Below are 18,340 nucleotides of genomic sequence, written 5' to 3' on the forward strand. Positions count from 1 at the left end.
TTAACCCGCAATCAGATTATCCAGCAAGCCTCGACCTCTATCTTGTCGCAGGCGAATCAGTTGCCACAGGCAGCGCTGTCTTTACTGGGTAACTGATTGTTGCCAATACACAAACATTAGAGTTGTTTCAAACCCAGCCAAGGCTGGGTTTTTTTACGCGCTTTGCTTTTGTGGGCAAGTTTTTGCCGGAAAGAGTTGTTTACTTGCCTGTGGATAAAGTTTTTGTGATCAGAGTATTGGCTCTGCTTATGCTTTTATTACGCCAGTTATTTGATTTTATAGGATATTTTTTGTTGGCATGAGTATTGCTTTGCTTATGGTAAAGAAACAATACAGCAGGTGTGAACTAAAGCGTTTGCCCGCTGAAAGTGAAAACACTGCAAACAGCTTTGCCATCATGAGATTCGGTAGCGAAGCGGTTGACATAGAAGGAATAGCATCATGGCATTATTTGTAAATACTAATGTATCGGCGTTGAACGGACAAAGAAACTTATCCGATGTGACAAATCGTATGAATAGCTCATTCGAAAAGTTATCTTCTGGTAGCCGTATTAACAGCGCCAAGGATGACGCAGCAGGTTTGCAGATTGCAGATCGACTCACCACACAAATTATTGGCTTGCAACAAGGTACACGTAATGCCAATGATGGTATTTCGATAGCCCAGATTGCAGAAGGTGCTTTAGGTGAAGTGACTAACAACTTGCAGCGTATGCGTCAGTTGGTGGTGCAGGGTGGTAATCGAACATTGTCCAATGATGATCGTGATGCACTTGGGCAAGAATTCACTAAATTATTGAATGTGAATAACGATATTGCTGATCGTACAGCGTTTGGTACACGTAAGATTTTGAATGAAGATTCGCCAACAGCAGGTTTTCAGATTCAGTCTGGCGCTCAGTCAGGTGAGCAAGATACAGTTACAACAGGTAATGCTAAGTTAGCCGCTCTATTTGCCAAAGGTGTTGAGGATGGCGTTGCTGCTGGTACTGTTTCTACAGGGCAAGCATTATCAACTTTAAGTGGCTCGCTGTCAGCTGCTGGTGATTTGGGTAAAATCATCCAAGCTTATGCTGCTGTGACAGGTACTTCTGATTTAACGTCAGCAATTGATCTTATGTTGGGATCTGATCGTACAGGAACTTTAAGTACGCTTACCACTGCAACCTCCATCACAATTAATGTTGATGAACTAACCAAGGTGCTAACTCAGAATGTTTCTGGCTCAGGTAATTTTACATTGGCTTCTGTGGTTGGTAGTGACTTACTAGGTTCTATGGGGATGAATATTAGCAGTGTGACTAGTACTGGTTTCACAGATGCACAGCTCAATGAAATCCATGCTTTTGCTACTGATACATTGCTAGACGCTATGACAAGCTTGGTTACTCAGGTTGACAAACAACGTGCTAAGTTAGGTGCGGAGCAAAATGGCTTATCGTCTACTATTCGCTCCAATACAGTGGCAGTGGTGAATGTATCTGATTCACGTTCACGTATAACCGATACAGATTTTGCGATGGAAACTGCGGAACTCACCCGTAATCAAATCATCCAGCAAGCCTCGACCTCTATTTTGGCGCAGGCGAATCAATTACCGCAAGCGGCTCTATCACTTTTGGGATAGTTACTGGTGTGGTTTTTGTTTTTGAAACCCAGCTAAGGCTGGGTTTTCTCGTTATGGTGTCAATAAATTGCCGCTTTTGAGTGGATGCTCTATAGGAAATTTATTGCCGTTGTTGATTGCCTATATCAGTTTTTCAAGCTGAATGACGTTTATATTCGACGTTAATCTATCTAACTAGTTGAAAAATAACATTATTTATAATTGGCATGATAAATGCTTCTATAGTTTTAAGAGCAGATCCGGACGGGTTGATAGCTGGAAGCGCAGTGGCAGGTCTGCTTAACACATGAAGATAGGCAAGCAAAGGATGCAGATGCCAGCTTCCAGTTTTTAACTATGTTTGAATTTAATATGCAAAACCGCTCAGTTATGGTGGTTTGGATAAGAAGGAATTAAGTCATGGCTTTATTTGTAAATACCAACGTATCAGCACTAAACGGTCAGCGTAATCTTCAAAATGTGACCGATCGGATGAATAGCTCATTTGAGAAGTTGTCTTCTGGTAGTCGTATCAATAGCTCTAAAGATGATGCGGCAGGCTTGCAAATTGCAGACCGATTAACCACTCAAATTATAGGCTTGCAGCAAGGTACGCGTAATGCCAATGATGGTATATCAATTGCGCAAATTGCAGAGGGTGCACTGAGTGAAGTGACTAATAACCTTCAGCGTATGCGTCAGCTCGCAGTGCAAGGTGGTAATAGAACCCTTTCAGCTGACGATCGCGCAGCATTGGGTGAAGAGTTTACTAAACTCATGAATGTCAATAACGACATTGCAGATCGTACCGCTTTTGGAACGATAAAGATTTTAAATGAAGACTCACCTAAAGCAGGTTTTCAAATTCAATCGGGCGCTCAATCAGGCGAGCAAGATGTTGTAACAACGGGTAATGCTAAGCTAACCGCTCTATTTGCTAAAGGTGTAGAGGCTGGTGTTGCTGCGGGTACTGTTTCTACAGGGCAAACACTATCAACTTTAAGTGGTTCGCTATCAGCTGCGGGCGATTTAGGTAAGATGATTCAGGCTTACGCTGCGATGACGGGTACATCTGATTTAGCCTCTGCGATTGACATGGTTCTAGGATCGGCTCGTGAGGGTACATTAAGTACTTTGACTAATGTTGAGTCTATTACGATTAATGTAGATGAGTTGACAAAAATATTAACTCAAACTGTTTCTGGTTCAGGAAACTTCACGTTAGCCTCTGTAGTTGGTAGTGACTTACTAGGCTCTATGGGTATGAATATCAGCAGTGTAACCAGTGCCGGTTTTACAGACGCACAGATTAATGAGATTCATGCCTTTGCTACAGACACTTTGCTGGATGCAATGACAGGTTTGGTGACCCAGGTTGATAAGCAACGCGCTAAGTTGGGTGCTGAGCAGAATGGCTTGTCATCAACTATTCGCTCAAATACAACAGCTGTAGTGAATGTGTCAGACTCGCGCGCACGTATTACTGATACAGACTTTGCCGCTGAGACTGCAGAGTTGACGCGAAACCAGATTATTCAACAGGCTGCGACTAGTATTCTGTCGCAAGCTAATCAACTGCCTCAAGCGGCTTTGTCCCTTTTGGGTTAAGTTTTTTAGCTACTTCCAAAAAAAGTCGGAAATTCCGGCTTTTTTTATTTAAAGTTTTTAACATCCAGGACGATATTAGTATTACAAGGCTTGTGTAGGTCAAAAGAAGCCTGCAAAGTAACGATTTAACACCATCGAGGTAATTATCATGGCTATGTTTGTAAATACTAACGTTTCTGGTTTAAATGGTCAGCGCAACCTGCAAAACGTAACTGATCGCATGAACAGTTCTTTCGAGAAGCTGTCTTCAGGTAGTCGTATTAATAGTGCGCGTGATGATTCTGCGGGCTTACAAATCGCGGATCGCTTGACATCTCAAATCACAGGTTTAAATCAAGCCAATCGTAATGCTAACGACGGTATTTCAATTGCTCAAATCGCTGAGGGTGCGCTTGGTGAAATTACGACCAATATTCAGCGTATGCGTCAGTTGGCTGTACAAGGTGGTAACCGTACGCTAGCAGCTGATGATCGTGCAGCGTTGGGTGAAGAGTTTAAAAAGCTTCTGAATGTTAATAATGATATCGCAGATCGTACCGCTTATGGCTCTATCAAGCTGTTAAATAATGATTCTTCTAAAGCGGGCTTTCAAATTCAGTCTGGTGCAATGTCTGGACAGCAAGATACGGTAACAACGGGTAATGCTAAGTTAACCGCTCTTTTTGCTAAAGGTGTAGAGGCTGGTGTTGCTGCAGGTACTGTTTCTACAGGACAAGCACTATCAACTTTAAGTGGTTCGCTATCAGCTGCGGGCGATTTAGGTAAGATGATTCAGGCTTACGCTGCGATGACGGGTACATCTGATTTAACCTCTGCGATTGACATGGTTCTAGGGTCGGCTCGTGAAGGTACATTAAGTACTTTGACTGATGTTGAATCTATTACGATTAACGTAGATGAGTTGACAAAAATATTAACTCAAACTGTTTCTGGTTCAGGAAACTTCACGTTAGCCTCTGTGGTTGGTAGTGACTTACTAGGCTCTATGGGTATGAATATCAGCAGTGTAACCAGTGCCGGTTTCACAGACGCGCAGATTAATGAGATTCATGCTTTTGCTACAGACACTTTGCTGGATGCAATGACAGGTCTGGTGACACAAGTTGATAAGCAACGTGCTAAGTTGGGTGCTGAGCAGAATGGCTTGTCATCAACTATTCGCTCGAATGCAGCGTCAATTGTGAATGTATCTGACTCTCGTGCACGTATCACTGATACAGATTTTGCAACAGAGACTGCAGAGTTGACTCGTAACCAGATTATTCAGCAGGCAGCGACTACGATTTTGTCTCAGGCAAATCAGCTTCCACAAGCAGCACTATCGCTTTTACGCTAGTCGTTAGCTTTAATAAAAAACCCAAGCTGATGCTTGGGTTTTTTTTAAACTATTTTATCGATTAAAAATGTTTTTGTACTTTCAGAATGTTTACGTGCAAAAATTTTAAGTTGCTTATATTTTCTTCTAATTGGTCTAATTTCATCAAAGTAGTGGTAATAACTGCCATCAGAGTAGCAGCAGTAATAAGTCGGTGCTGCAGGGTAGTTTGTGCCGATGATGGTATCTTCTGTAATACGAGTCGCTTGAGCTTGCTTTAGCGTTTCTTTTAATTTCCCCGTATTAAGTAAAAGCGAGCTTGGAAATCCAGTTTCGCTACGAATCACGAATTGGTTCTGATCTTGTTCTATATTGGCAAGGTCAACAGGTAAAACACACCACGTATTTGCATCCTCGCTAATCATGATTTTTAAATCTCTTCCGTTGAGTATGGCTTCTCGAAGAGCTGTCATATTGTCTTGCTCAGAATCTTGCCAGACGACTTCATAGTCATGCCTAACGATCCACTGGAATTTGCTGTACCTTCCTCTCATTGATGCCAGTAAGGTTTGGTTTTTATCTGGTATGCAAATTACCATTGCATCATTATAGCCGTGAGAGTATGAAAATGATTGGAAGCTAGAGTATGCTTTCCCATTGCGGATGGGTCTGTGCATATTGTAGGTTTGCGCAAAAAAATTGTCTTTTTCGATATAAATAAATGGTAGCTTATAAGTCTCATCGTGAGCGGGTTGGTTGCTTGGCAGTGATGGGTCTGGAGTCATTATCCCAGAGATGGAAGCTCCGTTCATTATTGAGTTCAGAATATCAGAGTTGTGCATTTTTTTAGTCTTTCAGATTCGTTAGTGTAGAGGTTTATGATGTTTAATAATAAAGTAATTTTGATTACTGGTGGTACGGGTTCCTTTGGGAAAATGTACTCTAAAATTTTGCTGGAGAAATTTAAACCAAGAAAGATTATTATTTTTTCTCGAGATGAACTTAAGCAGTTTGAAATGCAGCAAGTGTATAATGCTGACTGTATGCGTTATTTTATTGGTGATGTGCGTGATCAGCAGCGTTTGATGGAGGCTATGGATGGTGTGGATTATGTGATACATGCTGCTGCGATGAAGCAGGTGCCAGCAGCTGAATATAATCCCATGGAGTGTATCAAGACTAATATCTATGGTGCAGAAAATGTTATTAAAGCCGCTATTGCGCATAAAGTCGACAAGGTTATTGCGCTGTCAACAGATAAGGCCGCAAATCCAATCAATTTGTATGGTGCAACGAAGCTGGCATCAGACAAATTATTTGTGGCAGGTAATAATATGGTTGGCGGGCGCCGTACACGCTTTGCAGTAGTGCGCTACGGTAATGTGGTTGGTTCCCGTGGTTCTGTAGTTCCATTTTTTAAGCGCCTAATCTCTGATGGTGCATCCGAATTACCCATTACGCACCCCGATATGACAAGATTTATGATTACATTACGCCAAGGTGTGGAATTCGTCCTAAAAAACTTTGAGCGTATGCAGGGCGGGGAAATTTTTGTGCCGAAGATTCCTTCTATGAAAATGACCGATTTAGCCACTGCTTTAGCTCCAGCTTTAGGACAGAAAATCATTGGGATTCGTCCAGGCGAAAAGCTGCATGAGATTATGTGTCCTGCAGATGATAGCCACTTAACTTTAGAGTTCAGCGATCATTACGTGATTTGCCCTACAATTCAATTTTCTTTCACATCTGACTTTACAATAAATGCACTGGGTGAAACAGGAGTACCTGTCATGCCTGGTTACGAGTACCACTCAGGTAATAATATGGAGTGGCTGTCTCAAGATGAGTTCTTAAAAATGGCTGTAGATTCGGAAGTAATGTAATGATTCCATATGGTAGGCAAGATATCTCTCAAGCTGATATCAACTCAGTTATCGAGGTATTACAGTCAGAATTCTTGACACAGGGGCCCAAAGTGCCCGAGTTTGAGGCGGCGTTAGCCAGCTATTGCAGTGCAAGATATGCAGTTGCCGTTAATAGCGCCACCTCTGCTTTACACTTAGCTTGCTTGGCCTTAGGTGTTGGCAAAGGTGATGTTGTTTGGACCACACCTATTACATTTGTAGCTTCTGCTAATTGTGCTCTATATTGCGGAGCATCAGTTGATTTTGTAGATATTGATTCTAAAACCTACAATATGAGTGCGGGAGCGCTAGAAGAAAAGCTAGTCAAGGCTGAAAAGCTAGGCGTATTGCCAAAAGTTGTGATCGCAGTACACCTTAGCGGACAATCTTGTGAGATGGTCAAAATATCAGCGTTGTCTAAGCAGTATGGGTTTAAGATTATAGAAGATGCTTCTCACGCTATAGGTGGGCGTTATAAAGGTTTACCTATAGGTGGTGGACAGTATAGCGATATTACTATTTTTAGTTTTCACCCTGTAAAGATTATTACAACAGGAGAGGGTGGTGCTGCTTTAACCAATAATGAGTTTCTTGCAGATAAAATGAAATGCTTGCGGAGCCATGGAGTAACCCGAGATCCAAGTTTAATGACCAAAGAGCCGGATGGGGAGTGGTATTATCAGCAGCTCGAACTTGGTTATAACTACCGTATGACGGATTTGCAGGCTGCACTAGGCTTAAGTCAGCTTTCACGTTTAGATAGCTTTGTTTCTAAGCGGCATGAAATTGCCGCAATATATGATAAAGAACTCGCAGAGCTCCCGTTGGCGCTGCCTTGGCAGCATCCTGATACATATTCTGGTTTGCACCTGTATATTATTCGTTTGAAGTCAACTGATGTCTCCCACCAAGTGCTCTTTTCTGAGCTGAGAGCAAAGGGGATTGGCGTTAATTTGCACTATATCCCAGTGTATATGCAGCCTTTTTATCAGGCTATGGGTTTTACAAGGGGGTACTGTGAGGAAGCTGAGAGCTATTATAGAGAAGCGATAAGCCTACCAATCTATACAGGATTGCAGCGGTCTGAACAGAGTCAGGTTGTTTCTGCTTTAGTTGATGCTTTAAGGTGATATAGGTATGAAATTTGCAATTATCCCTGCTAGAGGTGGAAGCAAGCGTATACCACGTAAGAATATTAAGCCTTTCTTTGGACAGCCAATGATTGCATGGTCCATAAAAGCGGCTATCTCAAGTGGTTGCTTTGACAGGGTGATCGTTTCTACAGACGATAGTGAGATTGCACAAATAGCGAGAGATTATGGTGCAGAAACGCCTTTTGTGCGTCCAGTTGATTTGTCTGATGATTATACGGCTTCTACAGAAGTTGTTCGACACGCTGTTGAGTGGCTCTTTATAAACGGTTTTGATGTAGAGGCTGCTTGCTGTATATATGCTACAGCACCATTTATAACTCCAGAGCTGATCCAGCAGTCATATGTGTCCATGATTAGCCAGAAAAAAAGTTATGCATTTACAGTAGTGAGCTATGATTACCCTGTGCAAAGAGCCATTACTTTGGATGAAAATGGCAATATTGAAATGCTATATCCTGAATACAGAGACACGCGCTCCCAAGATCTGAAAGAGGCTTGGCACGATGCAGGGCAGTTGTACTGGGGGCTTGGTGAGGCTTGGATGGAGAGAAGACCTATTTTTTCTCAATATTCTGCGCCTGTTGTGATTCCTAGGTATCTAGCACAAGATATTGATACTGAAGAGGACTGGAGGCAAGCAGAGAGATTGTATCAGCTATGACTCTCAATCGATCATGCTGTATGAGAGTATTAGGCGGAGACATTAAAGAAACAGGATGCTTAGCCGATACCTATATTTAGGTGCTGATTGAATGGCTAACCATTTGCGGTAGGTGTAATTATGAAAATTGAGTCTGAAGCCCAGAATTTATTTGCGAATACTTATAAATCATTAACGCAGAGTGGAGATGTTGAGTCAACACCGCCTCCGCGTGTGGATAAGGAAGTTGTGCAATTGGAAACAAGTACTCAGTTAGATAATGTCCGAACAAATGCTGTTCAGCAACTCAAAAATGCCAAGGAAAGTGATGTCTATGCTTTAGGCGAAGTTGATATGGCGTTAGAGAAAATCAATAAATATGCTGAGATTCAACAGGTTAATTTAAGGTTAAGTGTTGACAAAGAACTTAACCGAGTTGTTATACGTGTTGTGGACAAAGATACCGATGAGATGATTAGGCAAATCCCATCAGAGCAGGCTATTGCATTGGCAAAAAGAATTGATGAAGTAATGCAAGAATTTTTTATAGGGAAAGCAGATCAAGCTATTAACCTTTTTGATGATAGGGCTTGATTTTAAATTTTTCTATTTGCTTAAATATTTCGCTGGAGGATAACATGAATTTTTTAGGTATTGGCTCAGGGTTAGACCTTTCAAGCATGCTGACACAATTAGTACAGGTTGCCAGCGAACCCAAAATCAAGCAGTTAGGTGCAAAAGAGGTTGAAACTAGAGACTCTATTTCTGGGCTAGGCAGCCTGAGCAGTCTTTTGTCAAAGTTTCAAGATGCGTCTGATGCACTAAAAGATTCTACTAGTTACAATCAGAGAACGACGAATATTACGCAGCCTTCAAGTGGCGATGTTGTATCTGTCACTGCTGATACTTCCTCCGTAACAGGTAGTTATGACGTTACAGTTGAGGCTCTAGCTAAAGGTATAAAGGGGTACACGTCACAGATCAATACAGATCATACAGCAGACTTAGCCTTAACAGATACTTTAACATTTAGTATACCTGACGGCTCTAAGCCAAACTTTGCGGTTAATATAACCCCAGGAATGAGTTTGAATGGTATCCGTGATGCTATTAATAATGCAGATGATAACTTTGGCGTAACTGCAAATGTTGTTGATGGACAACTAGTATACAGCTCTTCTATTACGGGTAGTGGGGCTGATAAGCAGCTTAAGGTTGAAGCAGCAACTGATGCTCGTTTTAACTTGGAGCTTGACGCGTCAGGCGTAGCTATTCAGGGTACCTCTATTCAGGGTGCTAGACAGGCAGAAATAACTATAGATGGAATTACCGTCAATAGTGACACCAATACCTTTGATACGCAGATTTCAGGCCTCACTATTATTGCGAGTAAAGAGGCTCCTGGTGAAAAAGCCGTGGTAAATGTTGAGTTGGACTCTGACTCTGTTAAATCAAAAATCACTGCTTTTGTTGACTCGTATAACAGTCTTCGCTCAGGAATGAATGGGTTGAAAGGATCCTTTGATGACGATAATAATTTTACGCCAGGAAAATTGAATGGTGATCCGATTTTGAGGAATTTAGAGTCTGTTTTGGGGTCTATGATAACTCAAACAGTGGCTGGAGCTGCTGATAATGTTAATACTTTATATTCTGTAGGTTTAGATATAGATGAAGAAGCAGATGGTTTATTAGTCATCAACTCTGAACGATTAGATAATGTATTGCAAAATAACTATTCAGATTTAGATGAACTTTTTTCCGGTACAAATGGCTTGGCTTACAATATAAGTGATCAGTTGGATAGTTATTTGGGTTTTACAGGTATTATAAAAGGAAAAGAAGATTCCTATAATGAGATTATTAAAGATTTAGAAACTCAATATGATGCTCATACAAGATATATAGAGAGTTATCAAAAAACACTGAAGATGCAATTTTCTGCCCTAGATTCAACTATGGCTAAACTCAAGTCAACAATGAGCTTTATAGGGCCTCAGCTTCAGGCGTTGGCTGGCATAAAGTATACTGGTTAATTATTTGAGGTTTATATGAGAAGGGCACTACAGCAGTATCAAACCTTTAATTTAGAGGCTGAGATTAATTCAGCTTCTCCACATAGAATAACTCAAATGTTATTTGAAGGATGTCTGAGGTTTTTAAGACGTGCGAGTGTGGCAATAACTAATAAAGATTATGAGAATAAGGCGATTTATATAGCGAAATCTGAAGCAATCATAGTTGCGCTCGCAGGTACTATAAATTCTTCTGCTAATGAAGAATTGGCAAATAATTTAAAGTCTCTATATGACTATTGCTTAGAGTGTTTGTTGGATGCATCTTTGAATATGGATGCTAGTAAAGTTAAAAATGCCGAAGATGTCATATTCAAAATAAAAAGTGGATGGGATCAAATATCCTAATTCATAGTTTTAATAAACCCTGTTCTACCAGGGTTTTTTTGAGGTTCCTATGCCTGATATTGAGTATAGTCAAGCTGATCTTATTTCAGCTTTTTTAGAAAAAAGACTGTCAGATAATTTAGATGCTTTTAAGAAGTATTCTCCAGATATATATAGTGAGTTTTCTAATTATAAGGAGAAAAGATTTTTTGTAATATATGATGCTGATGGAAATATAAATGTTTTAGACCGAGAAAGTGGAAGGTTGCTTTATGGAAGTAACCCAGTGGCTGAAACTATTAATAATTATGAAGAGTATAAGAAATCTCCTTTACATAAGCCATTTTTTACTGTCTTTAAAGATAGTGCAGTTTGTAAAACAAATCCAGTTCATACATCCTTGATGAGAAGTCTAGGTGATGTTCAGGTTTCACTTATTCGTAAGTCTATGGAAGATGGCATATCATATCTGTCAAAGTCGGATGAGTCGAATCAATCTTTTTCCGATGTGTCTTATGGTGTTTTACCCGAAAAAATTGGTAGGCTATTTTGGTTTTCTACAGGGCTTGGCTTTGACCTAGAGAAAATGTATAAAGAAAATAGAGTGTCTAATCTTTATTTGATAGAGCCTAATAAAGATATTTTTTTCGCTAGTATGCAGATGATAGATTGGGCTTATATTTTAGATAAAATGAACAAGTTAGGCTTATCTATATATATAGGTTTGTCTGATGATGTAGATGAGCTTATAGATGACTTAACTATAGAAGTTTATAAAGGTGGTCGTCATAGAGTTGCAGGTTCTTTTATATATTCAGCCTTTTATTTAGATGGGTATGATAAGATTTTTGAAAAGGTAAAAAATCAAATAGATTTGAAGTTCTTCTCTGGGTATGGGTTTTATGATGATGCTAGATTGAGCGTTGCGCATACAGTTGGTAATTTCAAAAATGGTGTTCCTTGCTTAAGAAGCGATGTCTCAAAAATTAAAGATTTTGGTCAGAGAGATTGGCCTGTATTTGTTATAGGAAATGGGCCGTCTTTAGATTCTGATATAGAGTTTATCAAAAATCATTCATCTGATGTGATCATTGTTAGCTGTGGATCTGCTTTGTCAACGTTATATAAAAATCAGATAAAGCCTAATATTCATGTTGAGTTAGAAAGAACTGCTGATGTTGTAACCTTTATAAAATCAAATTATGATGACAGTGAAGATTTTTCTATATACCTGAAAGATGTCTTTTTTATCGGTGCTTCTCAAGTGCATCCTGATGCGTTCTCTTTGTTTGACAGTAAAGGTCAAATGCTGAAGGATGTTGAAGCAGGTTCTTTGATGATGCACAAAATTTTTGGTGCAGAGGGGGTGTCGCTAATTGGGCGCATTGCACCTAGTTGTGTACATATAGGATTTACATCTGCGATATTACTTGGTTTTAGAAATATTTTCTTTTTCGGTGTTGATATGGGGTATGTTGATCGTGAGTATCATCACTCTAAATCAAGTCTGTATGAGAAAATGAATGATGAAAGTAAAAAAACTTGGACTCCAAAAGCTGCAGGAGAAATTGAGTTTGATTCAAACTTTGGTGAGGGACAAGTTTATTCTTCAGGCTACTTGCCTATGTTTAAGAATGAGTTAGAAACTATAATTATATCTTGGAAAAATACTTTTCCAGATAGTATTAGCGTGTTGAATTGTAGTGATGGCGCGAAAATTGAGGGTGCTGACCCTATAAGATCATCTGATATTATATTCTCTGATTTTGGTAAGGTGGATGCTCAGGTTTTAAGTAAGATATTAAATTCTTATTTCTCATTTATTCCTGAAGACATTGATGCTGTTTCATCTGAGCTTAATCGCTGTTTTGATAAGATAGATGAAATGGTTGTTTGGTTAAAGTCTAAGATTTTTCATGCGCATACCATAGAAGATGCAGAGAAAATAATTAAAAATATTTCCTATGATTTTCACAGTGATGACTTTGATATTTCAAAGGATGATTATTGGCTTTATGCTATTTTTGATGGCACTCTTCTTTATTCTATTAGTGCTATAAATAGTATTCTTTACTTTCCTGTAGGAGAGTCTTATAAGGTGGAAAGTTTTAATGATGCGATGAAGGAGTTTGATTTGTTTTTAGATAACTTGAAGTCAGATTTTAGACATAACTGTTTAAAAACAGATAATGAAGAAAACTATAATTACTTTTAACTTTTTGGTGGGCTTATGCAGTTTTGTAAATTATGTATTATGCCAAGCACTCGGCCAGAGCAAGTGTTTACTGACGGCATATGCGATGCTTGTCTGTCGGCTGAAGATAAGCATCAAAGCATAGACTGGTCAAAAAGAGAAAGTGACTTCAGAGTTATTTTGGATCGATATCGTGGCGATGGTTCAAACTATGACTGCATCATTCCTGTTAGTGGTGGAAAAGATAGTTGTTATCAAGCATTAACCATGCGAGATAAATATGGCATGACGCCATTATGTGTTACACACACACCCTGTGAATTGACAGATGTCGGCCTGAAAAATCTGAATTTTTTACGAGATCAGGGTTTTGACTTGATACAAGTTTCAGGCAACAGGAAAAACTATCGTGAGCTGGTACGTATTGGTTTTTTCAAGTTAGGTGATTGTTGCTGGCCTGAGCATATTGGCATCTTTACAGCCCCTGTGCGTATAGCAGTAAATTATAAAATTCCCCTTTTGATTTGGGGGGAAAATTCTCAGTTTGAATATGGTGGCCCTGCCGCTCATAAAGATAATAACTTTTTGGATCGTAACTGGTTAGAGCAATTTCAGATGAGTGGACATCGCTTATCTGACGTGGTTCATGATGGTATTGACCTTAATAGTATTAAGACATTGCATTATCCTAGTGATGAAGATATTCGGGAAGTTGGTGTAACGGGATTGTTTTTGGGATACTTTGAGAAGTGGGACACCAAGCGTAATACTGATATTTGTTGCTCGTTAGGATGGAATAAAAATCCTGATGGTCCGGTTGAGGGGGCTTATAACGATATTGAAAATCTAGACTGCAAATGGATTGGTGGGCTTCATGATTATATGAAATTTATTAAGTATGGTTATGGCCGAGCGACAGATCAGTTATGTATTGAAATTAGAGCTGGTCGAATATCAAGGGAGGAGGCTATAGAAGCGCTTCGCAACTCAACCGAGGGTCAGATACCTTGGAAATATGCACCAGACTTTATGAATTACTTAGATATTACAGAAGAAGAGTTTTTAGGTAACTTAGACCGCTTTACTAATAAAATGTTATTTCAAAGAGATAACGAAACTGGTGAGTTAATTAAAGATGAGCACGGTAATTTAGTGCGAAAATTCTTTCCGAGTTAGTTGAAATGTTAGCTATTGTTGATCTTGGTATAGGCAATATTGGTAGTGTTGCTAAGGCACTGGATTATTTAAAAGTTAAATACCAAATTATTGTAAATCCGAATGATTTGTCTAAAGCATCTAAGATAGTTTTACCTGGTGTTGGGAGTTTTGCAGAGGCCGTTACTCGTTTAGATCTCTCAGGATTTAGATCAGCATTACTTGAATCTGTTTATATGAGAAATACACCTATACTAGGTATTTGTGTAGGGATGCAGCTTCTTTCATTATTCGGTACGGAGGGAGGAGACTCGAAAGGTTTAGGTTTTATTAATGCTTATGTAGACAAAATAGATGATTTCAATGGTCGATTGGTTATACCTCACATGGGATGGAATGAGCTCTCATCGATTGACCATCCATTGTTCAGAAATGTCCATAAGGATGCCTGCTTTTACTTTGTACACAGTTATGCGATGCAGATTAGCGATAAAGCGGAAAGCAATTTGGAGGTAATTTACACTGACTATGAGCAGCCAGTGGTGGCATTTGTTGCAAAAAATCACATTTATGGCGCTCAGTTTCACCCAGAAAAAAGCCAGCAGCCAGGGCTTACCTTTTTAAGGAACTTTGTAGAGCTATGCTAAGGAAAAGAGTCATTCCTATAGTGCTACTTGATGGCTTCTCTGTGCTGAAGACTATTCAGTTTAAGCAACGGCGGAATTTGGGTAGCCCTGTAACTGTTGTTAGAACTTACAATACACGAAATGTTGATGAGCTTATTTTACTTGACATTGATGCCTCTAAGCAGGGGCGTGCAATTGATAAGTTCACAATACAAGACTTAGCTCGAGAGTGCTTTATGCCTCTAACAGTTGGTGGTGGAATCAGTACTCTGGGAGATATTGAAGACTTATTAAAAAAAGGGGCAGATAAAGTTGCAATTAATTCTGTGGCACTTAGCCGCCCAAGTTTTATCAATGAAGCAGCCAAGGTTTTTGGTAGTCAGTGTATAGTACATTCAATTGATGTTGTTGAAGATGGAAGTGACTTTGCTGTATTTTCTAATGGTCAAGTTTGTACAGAGAGTAATTTTTTTGATTTGATTAAGCAATCAGAGGATCTCGGTGCAGGAGAGCTTCTTATCAATAATGTCACAAGAGATGGCTGTATGCAGGGCGGTAATAGATATTTGGCTGAACTTGTCTCTAGCACCGTTCGTATTCCTGTTATTTATGCTGGAGGCATATCCTCTGCTAGTGATGTTGCTACAGTTGCAAGTACCTCTGTTTCTGGGGTAGGTGTATCAAGTTTGTTCCACTTTACAGACACAACACCTGATCTTTGTCGTAAGGCAATGGCCGCAGCTAATATACCTGTACGGTAGCTAACGTAAAAAATTATGGAGGGTATCTATGAGTCAGGGTGAAAAAATTCTCTCGGATTGGCAGAAAGTTTTAGAGCTATTGGCGATTTTAGAAGAGCGTATTCAGTCCGATCAAGCTGATAAATGGACTGATGCAGAGTCAATTGCAACTCAGTTGGATTTTGCATTTAAAGCTTTTTTTGAAGCATATACAGATATACCTGAGGATATTGCAAGTAAGATTGCTAGTGAAGGAATTAAAGTGATGTCTGTTATGCAGGCTTTGAGTACTTTAGCCTTGGAAAACAGAAAGGAGTTAGCTCATGAGATTAAGGGTTTTTTAGATCAGCAGAAAGGTGTAAAAGCCTACAAAAAGGTTTAGCCATAAATGAGTGGATCAGCCCAAGAGTTACAGCTTGCGTTTCAGGAGTTCACAGCGCTATCTGAGCAGCTTACTTCTTCGTACAATGAATTGCAGAGTAAAATTGTCCGTCTGACTGATGAGTTGGAGGAGGCGAAGCGGCAGCGCGCTGAACAGCTTGAGCAAAAACAACAGGTGGCGGAGAAGTTAGAGCATCTGCTTTTTTTATTGCCTGCAGGTGTGGTGGTTATTGATGGTGCCGGTGTTGTAGCCAGTGCCAACCCAGCTGCTGAAATGTTGTTGGGTGCACCTCTGGTTGGGTCCGCATGGGTTGCTGTTATTGAGCGCTGTTTCGACCCTAAGCAAAATGATGGCTATGAGATATCTCTAAAAGATGGTCGTTTGGTTTCCATTGCGACAAGATCTTTAGAGCAAGAGCCAGGGCAAATGGTTGTGATAACCGATATGACAGAGACTCGACGCCTACAAGAGCAGGTCAGTCGCAGTGAGCGTTTAACAGAAATGGGGCGGATGGTGGCTTCTCTTGCGCATCAAATTCGAACTCCGCTGTCTGCCGCCATGCTGTATGCAGGGCATCTAGAAAGTGAAAGTTTATCGGAGGCTAATCGCATAAAGTTTGCGTCTAAATTACAGGGGCGCTTGCGAAATTTAGAGCAGCAAATTGGCGATATGCTGCAATTTGCACGTGGTGGCAGTACCGTTGCTGAAAAATTTGATCTACCAAGCTTTTATACTGTTTTGAAAAATGCTGTAGAACCTATGCTAAGTGGTCTTGATGTGCATTGTTCTTGGCAGTTGAATGTAACCGATGCCCTTTTGCTCGGTCATTCAGAAGCTTTGACTGGGGCTGTGGTAAATTTAGTCAATAATGCTATTCAAGCAGGTGCAAAAGAAATCCAGCTGTCTGCCGATAAGGATTTACATGATCTATTGTTGGTAGTTTCTGATGACGGGCCAGGTATTCCGGAGGAGCTAAGAACTAAGGTCTTGGAGCCATTTTACACAACAAAAACTCAAGGTACTGGTTTAGGCTTGGCCATAGTACAGTCAGTTGTTAATGCTCATAAAGGGGTGTTGAGTGTAGAATCAACGGATGGACATGGTAGTCAGTTTATTATTAGGTTACCGCTGGTTTCTTCTTAGGGTTAATTTGTTATGTCGAACGAGAAAATATTAGTTGTTGAAGATGATGTTGATTTGCGGGAGGCGTTGGTAGATACCCTTGAGCTAGCAGGCTATGAGTGTGTTGATGCTGACTCCGGTGAGTCTGCAATTGTGGCATTATCTAAATCGACTTTTAATCTCGTTATCTCAGATGTCAATATGCCTGGTATTGATGGTCATGAGCTGTTACGACATGTAGTCTCTAGATATAGCGGCCTGCCCATGTTGCTGGTTACGGCCTATGGCAGCATCGGTAATGCTGTCGATGCCATGCGTGAAGGGGCTGTGGACTATCTGGTAAAGCCCTTTGAACCTAAAACTTTGGTTGAGTTGGTAGAGAAGTATGTAAAGGGGCGCGTAGGGAAAGCTTCAGGTATTACACAGCCAATTATGGAGAGCGAAAAAAGTAGGCAGGCATTCCATTTGGCTAAGCGTGTTGCGGTTACAGATTCAACTGTACTGATTGCAGGCGAAAGTGGTTCTGGTAAAGAAGTAATAGCAAACTATATCCATCAAAATTCTAGTCGCGCTAGTAAGCCTTTTATTGCCATTAACTGTGCGGCTATCCCTGAAACCATGTTGGAAGCCACTCTGTTTGGGCATGAAAAAGGCGCCTTTACTGGGGCACATGCAAGTGCGCCGGGTAAGTTTGAACAAGCCAATGGTGGGACACTGCTGTTGGATGAAATATCAGAGATGGCACTGGAATTGCAGGCTAAATTACTCAGGGTATTGCAGGAGCAAGAGGTTGAACGAGTTGGTGGGCGTAAAACGATTAAGCTTGATGTTCGAGTGATTGCTACAACGAACCGCAATATGCAAGAGTACATTTCTCAAGGTCGGTTCCGTGAGGACTTGTTTTATCGCCTTAATGTTTTCCCTATTACGCTTTCTCCGTTGCGAGAGCGCAAGGCTGATATAATACCTCTGGCTGAAATGTTATTTGCAAAGCATGCTAGTAAGATGAATCGTGGCGATGTTGTTCTATCTGAGTCGGCTAAAGCAGAGTTATCTAGCTATCACTGGCCTGGTAATGTGAGAGAGTTGGAGAACGTTGTTCAGCGTGCTCTGGTCTTGCAGATGGGTAATGCCGTTGAAGCGGAAGATCTTTGCATAGAAGTTGTATCAATGAATGATCGAAGCGCTCATTCGTCAAGTGAAAGAGAGTTGCAGGGGCCTGTAGCTGTAGAGGCTTCGGTTGTTAGTAGTGTGACTCTGCCAGACTCGGTGCGCTTGTCGGAGTCTGGTCGTTTAGGCGATGACTTGCAGATTAAAGAGTTTGAAATGATCTTGGCTGTCTTGAAAGAGTCCCATGGTCGAAAGAATAAAGCAGCTGATCGCCTTGGTATTAGCCCAAGAACCTTGCGTTATAAGCTGGCAAAAATGCGAGAGCATGGTATAGATGTAGAGAAAGTGGTTGATCTGATGTAATTTTCTTCTCAGTGCTA

18 protein-coding genes are annotated in these 18,340 nt (G+C 40.4%); 17 read left to right on the forward strand and 1 reads right to left on the reverse strand.

Going from position 1 to position 18,340, the window contains the following annotated elements:
* The 4 genes from B5D26_RS16515 to B5D26_RS01360 all read left to right on the forward strand — a co-directional run.
* The coding region (locus tag B5D26_RS16515) for a flagellin (RefSeq protein ID WP_268808384.1) at positions 1–96 on the forward strand (96 nt) is incomplete at its 5' end.
* A 345-nt stretch (positions 97–441) separates the two neighbouring features.
* Positions 442–1,629, forward strand: a complete 1,188-nt coding sequence (locus tag B5D26_RS16590; protein WP_078743900.1) for a flagellin N-terminal helical domain-containing protein — start codon at positions 442–444, stop codon at positions 1,627–1,629.
* Between the two features lie 399 nt (positions 1,630–2,028).
* Positions 2,029–3,216, forward strand: coding sequence for a flagellin N-terminal helical domain-containing protein (locus tag B5D26_RS16595; RefSeq protein ID WP_078743901.1), 1,188 nt, complete (start codon positions 2,029–2,031; stop codon positions 3,214–3,216).
* Between the two features lie 148 nt (positions 3,217–3,364).
* Positions 3,365–4,552, forward strand: coding sequence for a flagellin N-terminal helical domain-containing protein (locus B5D26_RS01360; protein ID WP_078743902.1), 1,188 nt, complete (start codon positions 3,365–3,367; stop codon positions 4,550–4,552).
* Positions 4,553–4,596: 44 nt separating this feature from the next.
* Here B5D26_RS01360 and B5D26_RS01365 read toward each other — a convergent pair whose 3' ends face one another.
* Positions 4,597–5,373: a hypothetical protein gene (locus tag B5D26_RS01365; RefSeq protein WP_078743903.1), complete on the reverse strand. Its 777-nt coding sequence runs from the start codon at positions 5,371–5,373 to the stop codon at positions 4,597–4,599.
* Between the two features lie 39 nt (positions 5,374–5,412).
* Between B5D26_RS01365 and pseB the strand changes: the two genes are divergently transcribed.
* The 13 genes from pseB (at position 5,413) to B5D26_RS01430 (ending at position 18,323) form a co-directional block, all read left to right on the forward strand.
* Positions 5,413–6,414 (forward strand): UDP-N-acetylglucosamine 4,6-dehydratase (inverting), encoded by a 1,002-nt coding sequence (gene pseB / locus B5D26_RS01370; RefSeq protein ID WP_078743904.1) that lies wholly within the window; start codon positions 5,413–5,415, stop codon positions 6,412–6,414.
* Positions 6,414–7,565, forward strand: a complete 1,152-nt coding sequence (pseC, locus tag B5D26_RS01375) for a UDP-4-amino-4,6-dideoxy-N-acetyl-beta-L-altrosamine transaminase (protein ID WP_078743905.1) — start codon at positions 6,414–6,416, stop codon at positions 7,563–7,565. Before pseB ends, pseC begins: the two co-directional genes overlap by 1 nt.
* Positions 7,566–7,572: 7 nt before the next feature.
* The gene (gene pseF, locus B5D26_RS01380; RefSeq protein ID WP_078743906.1) at positions 7,573–8,250 is read left to right on the forward strand and encodes a pseudaminic acid cytidylyltransferase; all 678 of its coding nucleotides are present in this window, start codon (positions 7,573–7,575) and stop codon (positions 8,248–8,250) included.
* Between the two features lie 120 nt (positions 8,251–8,370).
* A complete protein-coding gene (locus tag B5D26_RS01385) occupies positions 8,371–8,823 on the forward strand; it encodes a flagellar protein FlaG (RefSeq protein WP_078743907.1) in 453 nt (150 codons plus the stop codon).
* 44 nt (positions 8,824–8,867) lie between these two features.
* Positions 8,868–10,265: a flagellar filament capping protein FliD gene (gene fliD / locus B5D26_RS01390; RefSeq protein ID WP_078743908.1), complete on the forward strand. Its 1,398-nt coding sequence runs from the start codon at positions 8,868–8,870 to the stop codon at positions 10,263–10,265.
* 15 nt (positions 10,266–10,280) lie between these two features.
* The gene (gene fliS, locus B5D26_RS01395; protein WP_078743909.1) at positions 10,281–10,652 is read left to right on the forward strand and encodes a flagellar export chaperone FliS; all 372 of its coding nucleotides are present in this window, start codon (positions 10,281–10,283) and stop codon (positions 10,650–10,652) included.
* A 49-nt stretch (positions 10,653–10,701) separates the two neighbouring features.
* On the forward strand, positions 10,702–12,846 hold the full coding sequence (locus B5D26_RS01400; RefSeq protein WP_078743910.1) for a motility associated factor glycosyltransferase family protein: 2,145 nt from the start codon (positions 10,702–10,704) through the stop codon (positions 12,844–12,846).
* Positions 12,847–12,861: 15 nt separating this feature from the next.
* Complete coding sequence (locus tag B5D26_RS01405) at positions 12,862–14,001, forward strand: N-acetyl sugar amidotransferase (RefSeq protein ID WP_078743911.1); 1,140 nt, start codon at positions 12,862–12,864, stop codon at positions 13,999–14,001.
* A 5-nt stretch (positions 14,002–14,006) separates the two neighbouring features.
* The gene (gene hisH / locus B5D26_RS01410) at positions 14,007–14,627 is read left to right on the forward strand and encodes an imidazole glycerol phosphate synthase subunit HisH (protein ID WP_078743912.1); all 621 of its coding nucleotides are present in this window, start codon (positions 14,007–14,009) and stop codon (positions 14,625–14,627) included.
* Positions 14,621–15,367, forward strand: a complete 747-nt coding sequence (locus B5D26_RS01415; protein WP_078743913.1) for a HisA/HisF-related TIM barrel protein — start codon at positions 14,621–14,623, stop codon at positions 15,365–15,367. Before hisH ends, B5D26_RS01415 begins: the two co-directional genes overlap by 7 nt.
* A gap of 28 nt (positions 15,368–15,395) precedes the next feature.
* A complete protein-coding gene (locus B5D26_RS01420; protein WP_078743914.1) occupies positions 15,396–15,728 on the forward strand; it encodes a hypothetical protein in 333 nt (110 codons plus the stop codon).
* Positions 15,729–15,734: 6 nt separating this feature from the next.
* Positions 15,735–16,871 carry a sensor histidine kinase gene (locus B5D26_RS01425; protein WP_078743915.1) on the forward strand — a complete coding sequence of 379 codons (1,137 nt, stop codon included), beginning with the start codon at positions 15,735–15,737 and terminating at the stop codon, positions 16,869–16,871.
* A 12-nt stretch (positions 16,872–16,883) separates the two neighbouring features.
* Positions 16,884–18,323, forward strand: coding sequence for a sigma-54-dependent transcriptional regulator (locus B5D26_RS01430; RefSeq protein WP_078743916.1), 1,440 nt, complete (start codon positions 16,884–16,886; stop codon positions 18,321–18,323).
* Positions 18,324–18,340 lie beyond the last annotated feature (17 nt).

It is taken from the genome of Oceanospirillum multiglobuliferum (assembly GCF_900167095.1).
GTDB lineage: Bacteria > Pseudomonadota > Gammaproteobacteria > Pseudomonadales > Halomonadaceae > Oceanospirillum > Oceanospirillum multiglobuliferum.

Coding starts and splice junctions, on each gene's coding strand:
- B5D26_RS01400 (WP_078743910.1), top strand. CDS start 10,702: ATGCCTGATATTGAGTATAGTCAAGCTGATCTTATTTCAGCTTTTTTA.
- B5D26_RS16595 (WP_078743901.1), top strand. CDS start 2,029: ATGGCTTTATTTGTAAATACCAACGTATCAGCACTAAACGGTCAGCGT.
- B5D26_RS01430 (WP_078743916.1), top strand. CDS start 16,884: ATGTCGAACGAGAAAATATTAGTTGTTGAAGATGATGTTGATTTGCGG.
- pseF (WP_078743906.1), top strand. CDS start 7,573: ATGAAATTTGCAATTATCCCTGCTAGAGGTGGAAGCAAGCGTATACCA.
- hisH (WP_078743912.1), top strand. CDS start 14,007: ATGTTAGCTATTGTTGATCTTGGTATAGGCAATATTGGTAGTGTTGCT.
- B5D26_RS01420 (WP_078743914.1), top strand. CDS start 15,396: ATGAGTCAGGGTGAAAAAATTCTCTCGGATTGGCAGAAAGTTTTAGAG.
- B5D26_RS01405 (WP_078743911.1), top strand. CDS start 12,862: ATGCAGTTTTGTAAATTATGTATTATGCCAAGCACTCGGCCAGAGCAA.
- pseC (WP_078743905.1), top strand. CDS start 6,414: ATGATTCCATATGGTAGGCAAGATATCTCTCAAGCTGATATCAACTCA.
- B5D26_RS01415 (WP_078743913.1), top strand. CDS start 14,621: ATGCTAAGGAAAAGAGTCATTCCTATAGTGCTACTTGATGGCTTCTCT.
- pseB (WP_078743904.1), top strand. CDS start 5,413: ATGTTTAATAATAAAGTAATTTTGATTACTGGTGGTACGGGTTCCTTT.
- B5D26_RS01385 (WP_078743907.1), top strand. CDS start 8,371: ATGAAAATTGAGTCTGAAGCCCAGAATTTATTTGCGAATACTTATAAA.
- B5D26_RS16590 (WP_078743900.1), top strand. CDS start 442: ATGGCATTATTTGTAAATACTAATGTATCGGCGTTGAACGGACAAAGA.
- B5D26_RS01365 (WP_078743903.1), bottom strand. CDS start 5,373: ATGCACAACTCTGATATTCTGAACTCAATAATGAACGGAGCTTCCATC.
- B5D26_RS01360 (WP_078743902.1), top strand. CDS start 3,365: ATGGCTATGTTTGTAAATACTAACGTTTCTGGTTTAAATGGTCAGCGC.
- fliD (WP_078743908.1), top strand. CDS start 8,868: ATGAATTTTTTAGGTATTGGCTCAGGGTTAGACCTTTCAAGCATGCTG.
- B5D26_RS01425 (WP_078743915.1), top strand. CDS start 15,735: ATGAGTGGATCAGCCCAAGAGTTACAGCTTGCGTTTCAGGAGTTCACA.
- fliS (WP_078743909.1), top strand. CDS start 10,281: ATGAGAAGGGCACTACAGCAGTATCAAACCTTTAATTTAGAGGCTGAG.